This window comes from Halorubrum sp. Hd13 (assembly GCF_002252755.1).
GTDB lineage: Archaea > Halobacteriota > Halobacteria > Halobacteriales > Haloferacaceae > Halorubrum.
In genome coordinates this window covers 22,666-28,665 of sequence record NZ_NHOY01000063.1, presented here as the reverse complement: position 1 = coordinate 28,665, position 6,000 = coordinate 22,666, and the positions used below count along the sequence as shown (strand labels likewise).

General features: G+C 57.6%; 6 protein-coding genes. 3 read left to right on the top strand and 3 right to left on the bottom strand.

Features of this window, described 5'->3' with window-relative positions; all coding sequences use genetic code 11:
* Nucleotides 1–192 precede the first annotated feature (192 nt).
* Nucleotides 193–993 (top strand): sulfite exporter TauE/SafE family protein, encoded by an 801-nt coding sequence (locus DJ81_RS08710; RefSeq protein ID WP_094524363.1) that lies wholly within the window; start codon nucleotides 193–195, stop codon nucleotides 991–993.
* A gap of 105 nt (nucleotides 994–1,098) precedes the next feature.
* Here the strand turns inward: DJ81_RS08710 and DJ81_RS08705 are convergent, their stop codons facing one another.
* Both DJ81_RS08705 and DJ81_RS08700 read right to left on the bottom strand, forming a co-directional pair.
* Nucleotides 1,099–1,785, bottom strand: coding sequence for an SCO family protein (locus DJ81_RS08705; RefSeq protein ID WP_094589299.1), 687 nt, complete (start codon nucleotides 1,783–1,785; stop codon nucleotides 1,099–1,101).
* Between the two features lie 96 nt (nucleotides 1,786–1,881).
* A complete protein-coding gene (locus tag DJ81_RS08700; RefSeq protein ID WP_094524361.1) occupies nucleotides 1,882–2,385 on the bottom strand; it encodes a helix-turn-helix domain-containing protein in 504 nt (167 codons plus the stop codon).
* 115 nt (nucleotides 2,386–2,500) lie between these two features.
* Between DJ81_RS08700 and DJ81_RS08695 the strand changes: the two genes are divergently transcribed.
* On the top strand, nucleotides 2,501–2,860 hold the full coding sequence (locus tag DJ81_RS08695) for a hypothetical protein (RefSeq protein ID WP_212589833.1): 360 nt from the start codon (nucleotides 2,501–2,503) through the stop codon (nucleotides 2,858–2,860).
* A 188-nt stretch (nucleotides 2,861–3,048) separates the two neighbouring features.
* Nucleotides 3,049–3,678 (top strand): nitrous oxide reductase accessory protein NosL, encoded by a 630-nt coding sequence (locus DJ81_RS08690; protein ID WP_275542427.1) that lies wholly within the window; start codon nucleotides 3,049–3,051, stop codon nucleotides 3,676–3,678.
* Between the two features lie 411 nt (nucleotides 3,679–4,089).
* Here DJ81_RS08690 and DJ81_RS08680 read toward each other — a convergent pair whose 3' ends face one another.
* Nucleotides 4,090–5,364 carry a Cdc6/Cdc18 family protein gene (locus tag DJ81_RS08680; protein ID WP_094589302.1) on the bottom strand — a complete coding sequence of 425 codons (1,275 nt, stop codon included), beginning with the start codon at nucleotides 5,362–5,364 and terminating at the stop codon, nucleotides 4,090–4,092.
* Nucleotides 5,365–6,000: the final 636 nt, after the last annotated feature.

Here is a 6,000-nt window from a genome sequence, read left to right as displayed (position 1 = left end):
AGGCGCGGGAGGATGTCAATACTTATATAAATGAAGACCGTTGTTCACACCAGATCGATGGCCGATACAAGCTGATTCGGCAACTACTTTTACGGCGAGGAGGATGTCACAGTAGCACGTCCTCGGTATCTGTCCGGGCTTGTTCGAGAGACACACCAGACGACACAAATCCGTGCGCAACCGAGAACGACTATGATCGAGTCGCTCCTCCGGATTGACGTCGTCCTCTTCGTTCTCATCGGCGTGCTCGGCGGCGCACACTGTATCGGGATGTGTGGGCCGTTAGTGACGATGTACTCGAAGCAAATGAACCCGCAGCCAGACGGCGGGACGGTGACAGCCAACGACGGGCGTGCCGGTCATCTCACGACCTACGAGGTTCGCCAGCACTTCCTGTTCAACGTCGGACGAGCGACAACGTACGCAGTTCTCGGTGCCCTCTTCGGCGCGCTCGGGAGCGTCGTGTTCGTCACCGCTGATCAGCTGACACCGATCGCCGACCTCCTGCGAGGTGCTGTCGGTCTCGCGGTAGGGGGGTTCATTGTGGCGACGGGCGTTCGGTACGTCATCGGTGGAAGCGGAGGCGATATTCGTATCCCGGGCGTCCAGCGCGTCACGTCGTGGCTCGCAACGAGGGTTCACCGACACGTGAACAGCCCGAGTATTGTCGGGCTCGGCGCCGTCCACGCGTTTCTTCCCTGCCCGATGCTGTATCCCGCGTATCTGTTCGCCTTCGCGAGCGGCTCCCCGACCACCGGGGGAATCGCTCTCGGTGCCCTCGGCATTGGGACGATTCCGGCCGTCTTCCTCTATGGGACGATTATCCAGTCGATCGACGTTGCCCACCGGCGACGCGTTCATCGGCTACTCGGTGTGGTGTTCGTCGTGCTGGGGTACGTGCTGCTCGCGCACGGGCTGATGGCGCTCGGTGTTCACCTCCCACATCCGATGTTCCCGCATTACCAGCCCCTCGGGGGCGCGATGGGGCACTGACCGAGTACTGGCCACATTTCGCTGGCTCGATACAGGCGACGGGCTCCCATCGTCGGCTACGATGCGGAAAACGACGGTAGCTGGCCTCCCGGAACTCACGAGCTGTCACGCGGTGGCCACTCGTTCGAGGTCGTCGACGAGCCGTTCGATGTCGGTTCGCGGCCCCCGTGAGTACGCCCGCTCGATGATCCCTTGTTTATTGGCGAGGATGATGAGCCCGTAGTGCGGGAAGCGATACGCTAAATTCTCGATGTCATCCGCCGGTTGCTTCTCGATCTTCAGACCGAAGTGCTCGTCGTGTATCTCTTGGGCCCGCTCGTAGGTCTCTGGGCGGAGGAAATGCCAGTTACCCGCGTCGAGGTCAACCCCCTGCTGCCCGGCGTACTCGCGGAGGGCCTCGGGGGTATCACGCTCGGGATCGAACGTGATGGGGAGAAACGCGACTTGGTCGCCGTACCCCGCCTCAGCGGCGGCCTCCTGCCCGCGACGGAGCCGGAGAATGAGTGCGGGACACACCCCATCCGGACAGTTGGTGTAAAATGACGTCCACAGCACCGCGCGCTCGCCCTCGAACTGGGCCGTCGATATCTCCTCGCCGTGGATCGGGTCGGGGACGGTGAACTCGGGCATGTTGTCACCGTAGCTCGGGAATGACGCCTCGCTGAGGTCTTGCTCCGGCGGTCCGAGAACGGTTCCTTCGGCGCCACTACTGCCAAGGACACCAAGACAACCGGCAGTGCCGGCGGTGACTCCCGCGACGCCGGCCGTTTTACAGAAACTCCGTCGGTCCATACGTTCGCGTATCGGTCCCGCGGTCTTGAGGTATCTGGTGTGACCTTCGAACGCGCCACTTGCGCCCGATTCAGGCGGGTCCAGCTAGTCGGCTTCTTATTCGAAGAGGCTGTCGACGGTCCGAATGAACCGGTCGACGAGCCGGTCTGGCAGCGAGGGCGACACCACCTCAAGCAACTCAGCCGTGCGGTCCGGGCAGGTCAGCGTGATCGTCATCGGGCGGTCGTCGGACTTCGTGACGATCCCAGCGTCGCTGAGGGTCGAGACGTGCCACGAGACCGTGCTCCGCGCGAGGTCCAACTCTGTGGTTAGTGTTTCCGGGCGAAGAGGACCGTCCGCATGGAGCCGCAGTACGATCTCGCGGGCGGTCTCGCGTCGAAGGAACGCGAGCGCGCATCGTTCCCACGGGTCGAAGGTGGGATCGAAGTAGTGAGCTCGACCAGCGATCCGCTCGACGATCAACTCCTCGTCGTTCACCAGTCGTCGGAGGTGATACTGCGCCTGTCCGGTGGCGATGTCCAGATCGCGTTCCACCTGGTTGAAGTGGACGCCGGGCGTCTCGCGGACGTGTCGTCGCACCCGATCTCTGGTCGTCGCCATCGTGAGTATTCGCCCGTGATCGGCTGAGAGATAAAACCTGTCGGGGCGTTCTCCTCGCACGGGAACGTTTCGCCCCGTGTCTTCTTATCACGTCGAACGCATACTGACCAGTGTCGTGATCGTATCGCTCATCTCCCGGACCGGCTTCTCGGCGCTCGTGCCACTCACCGTCCAAGGGTCGCCCGTGCTGCTGGCCGTCATCGCGTGCGCCGGGATCGGAACCGGTGCGCTGTTTCTCGTAAGTCTCGTCGCGTATCGACGCCGCCAGACCGGCCAGTACCGGCTGATCAGCGCCGCAGTTGGGGTGCTAGTCCTGCGGTCGCTGGTCGGCGCCGGGACTGTTCTGGGAGGTGTCCCGATGCCGGTTCACCACTTTATCGGACACAGCCTCGACTTCCTGATCGCTGCGATGATCCTATACGCTGTGTACGCCCACGCCCTAGGTTCGCTTGGTGAAGGCCTCACAAGCGACTAGCTTGGCTGAGTCCTCCGCAACCCGGCCCCAGTACATACTAATCGGTCTCAGATATCGTCCACTCTAGACTGTTCTGTGCGCTAGTTGATCTGGAGTAGACGCCTTCTGTGAGTGGTTTCTCTCCTAAGACAAACCGCGTTCGACAGCTGTACCAGAACCGTATTGATCCTATACGAAGAAATATGTCCATGGAATCTGAATCTGAATCGCATTTGGTATCGCGTCGACAAGCTATTCACACAGTCGGCTTGGGAGTCGTAATTGGAACGGCTGGCTGCGTTGGGGGATCCTCTGGCTCAAGTCCTGAACCGGTGGATTTGTCGGGTCAAAAGACGGACTATCAAGGTGGAATGGTGATCGGAGACCATGGGGGTCCTAATGGGCAAGTGTTCTACGCCGATACAGAACCCGAGCCCAGACAGGGCCCCGTCCAAGGCTCCGAAGGAACTGAGAACCTTGCTTGGTTTCACACGCTCGCACATGGCCTCTTCCCGTACCATTTTAGTCTGGCAGCAGACGGTGCGGAGGCGACTGCGGTCTACGTCACGGACTATTCCCGTGTCGATTGGGAAATCCCTGAGGACACCGAGCGAAAGAAGATGCCAGCACCGACCGCACCCGATACATTCGCCGATGCGACGGGCCTCACATACGTCATCGAATCGGATGTAATGGGTGGAATGGGGCCAGATCTCATGCCGTTCTCGGAACCCAGCGAAGCTGAATCGTTCGCTGATAATTACGGCGGACGGACGATCGGGTACGACGACATCGATCGGTCACTCGTTGATGGAATCCAGATGACGGGGATGAACTAATTGACCCTTCTGATAGTGGAGATAGTGAGAATCACACAGGTTCTAGTCAAAGAATCTGACACGGTCAATCAGGAGCTAGAAGCGTTTTAGCCGGCAAAATCGTAACTATCATCCACGCGATGGCAACCTCAGAAAACGATTCAAAAGACACGATAACCGTGTATCAAGAGCGGTTGGATGCACTCGACGCGACACTCGCATCGAAAATGGACCGTTGGAGCTGCCGATTTTGGAATGATAACCGCGTCGGCAGTCGGCGTATATCACTGAACTCGCGCTGGAGGATCGGCAGTAGTGCCAGACTTCGGGCTTGTGAGTCATATCTCTATGAGGAGGACCTCGAACTATTTCGCACTGCATCTGAAACAGCCGGTTGATAAGGAGTACGAACTGGCTGTGCGGACCGGACTACTAATCCCGCAACCGTCTCTTCACGACCTCCCCAAGTTCTTTCGTAGGAATCTCTTGGAGTCGTTCGTCTTCGCTCAATGTATCTAGAACAGCCCCAACGGGCTCGGTGAACTTGAAACCCAAGTGGACACCCGATTTGAATCCACCACTGACCCGTTCGCTTTCCAGAACACCGTACGTCCCGGCCTTATTGATGTGGCTGTTGACTGTTTCTTGTGTGTATATCTCCATGTCGCTTCCCTCACAGAGAATTTTGTAGATGTCGTACACCACGGGGCTCGGAGCCGCTCCTTCATTCTCTTTCGCGACAAGGGCGGCAGCGTACAGAGACAGCTTCTTTTGTACAGACATCCCACCAACGATCTCAAGGACCCGATTTTTCACCACAGAGTCGTTTGCCGATCTGACGTGGTCCTGCGTCACCACCGGGTCGCCCGCCCGGTTCGCGATCTCTCCAGCATCACGGAGCAGATCGATCGCGCGACGCGCGTCACCTTCGTTTTGAGCACCGTACGCGGCCACGATCTCGATTACTCCGTCTTCGAGGGCGTCGTTTTTAAACGCATCTCGACGTCGTTCGAGAATTTCGATGAGCTCGTTGGCATCGTAATCCGAGAAATGAATCCCGTTCGGGTTGTAGGAGCTGTCAGTCCGGCTGCCGAGGTTCTCGCGGAACTTCGGGTAGTTAGTGACAACCACCGTTGACAGCTGCGTATCAACATGCTGTTCCGACATAACTCGGCTTAAACTATACAGCAGTCGGGAGTACGCCGGTTCGTCTGCGCCCGTACTGCCGGTCAGCGCGCCGATCTCGTCGAGGATGAACACGAGTGAGTCGAAGTGATCGTCGACGATCTCGTAGAGCCGGGTGTATTTCATATCGGTCGAGACACCCGACCGAGGAACATCCCAAACTACGCCGGCTTTCCGTGCCGTCTGGTGGCCTAGCTTCCACACAGCGCGGTCGAGCGTGTGGGACTCCATCGTTTTGAAATTGACTGCCACAAAGTCGAACTCAATACCGCTCTCCTGAGCTCGTTCTTTCACTTTGTTCGCGACGGCTTTCACCGTCAGGGTCTTGCCTGTTCCACTGGGACCGTACAAAAGCAGATCCGGCGGTCGCTCACCATCGAGAGTGTCTCGAAACGCCCGAGCTTCGGCAGCGAGTTGCTCGTCCCGGCCGTAGATCCGATCCTGATCGACAATCGTACTAGAGTCAACGAGGTCCTTGTTTTCAAAAACAGTCTGTACGTCTCCATCGAGGATACTATCCACGACAGATGATCCGGACTCACGTGACCCACCAGAATCGGTATCTGGCTGCCCCGAGTCGGGTTCGTCGCCTTGCATAACGGGCATTGTGATCTAACCGCTAATAACCTTTGTCGAAATGAAGGGGGCGGAGTCGAAATGAAGGGGGCGTTGTCGATATGAACACCCCTCCGTCGAAATGAATTTCCTGCCTCTTTCATATCATCACACACCAACTTCGAAGTGAAGACCCCGCCATCGATATGAAATCTCAGACAGCAAGACAGACACCCCTTCTTCGAAATGAAATCCCACCTCAGAGTCCTGTCCGCAGTAGATATTCTTCGAAGTGAGCACCCCTCCGCCGATATGAAGCCATCTAGCCCGGAAATCGGCCCCATCCACACACCCCGTCATCGAAATGAAATACAGAAACACTGTGTCCGAGCCCGTCCACGAGATTTCATCGTGAGGAATGGCAGCAGGTTCTTCGAGATGAAATGCTCGAGCAAAACACTAATACTGCCGTATTAGACCGTACAAATTAGATTTAGAGCAACTTTCGCTGTGGAAGAACCAATTTCATATCGAAGACGGTGTGTGAGAGTCATCTTACTACTACATCAATCTCCGATTTCATATCGAATATGGGGTGTGAGA